Below are 686 nucleotides of genomic sequence, written 5' to 3'. Positions count from 1 at the left end.
GCCGAGCTGCGTGTGTTTCAGGACCGGATTATGTCGAAACTCGATGACCGTGAATCGTGGCTCAACTCCATGGCGAACTGTATTCTCAACAAAAGTTTGACTAGCTTCGAAGATGCGGATGAGCGGACTTTTCAAGACCAATTTCAGCAGCGTATTCATGAACTAGACAACCTGTGCGAACTAGCGAAGGCCAATCCGAATGCTGAGGAAGAAGATGTTTTTCGCTTAGGTATCTCCGCATTTGGGAAAAAAGAACAAACTCGCATCATTCGTCGCCCAAAGCAACTTAGCGAAGGTGATGCTCTGATAGAAAAAGAAATTAGGGCCTTGCTAGGGTCTGACAAAGCCCGCAGTTTAGCTATCCTAGCCCGCCTTCTCCAAGAACAACTATAAGTTATGAATAAGCCCCTACGGCACGTACTCGGTATCTCTGGTGGCAAGGACAGCGCTGCATTAGCTATCTACCTGCGCCACAAGCACCCAGAGCTGCAGATTGAGTACTACTTCTGCGATACCGGCAAAGAGCTGCCCGAGACTTATACCCTCATTAGTAACCTGGAGAACTACCTAGGGCAGAAAATCACGCGCTTAGAAGCTGCTGAAGAAAGCCCCGAAGACTCTTTTGACCATTTCGTGAAAGTATATGGCGGGTATTTGCCATCATCGAGCGCGCGTTGGTGCACCAA

Annotated in this window: 1 protein-coding gene and 1 pseudogene; both read left to right on the top strand. The window is 48.7% G+C overall.

Going from position 1 to position 686, the window contains the following annotated elements; translation table 11 throughout:
- Window positions 1–393: pseudogene (locus tag J4D97_RS23155) on the top strand (hypothetical protein); the annotation flags it as partial.
- Window positions 394–396: 3 nt separating this feature from the next.
- The coding region (locus J4D97_RS23150) for a phosphoadenosine phosphosulfate reductase family protein (RefSeq protein ID WP_208309646.1) at window positions 397–686 on the top strand (290 nt) is incomplete at its 3' end.

The sequence above is a fragment of the Hymenobacter defluvii genome, assembly GCF_017589435.1.
GTDB lineage: Bacteria > Bacteroidota > Bacteroidia > Cytophagales > Hymenobacteraceae > Hymenobacter > Hymenobacter profundi.
This window is presented reverse-complemented; position numbering and strand designations above follow the sequence as displayed.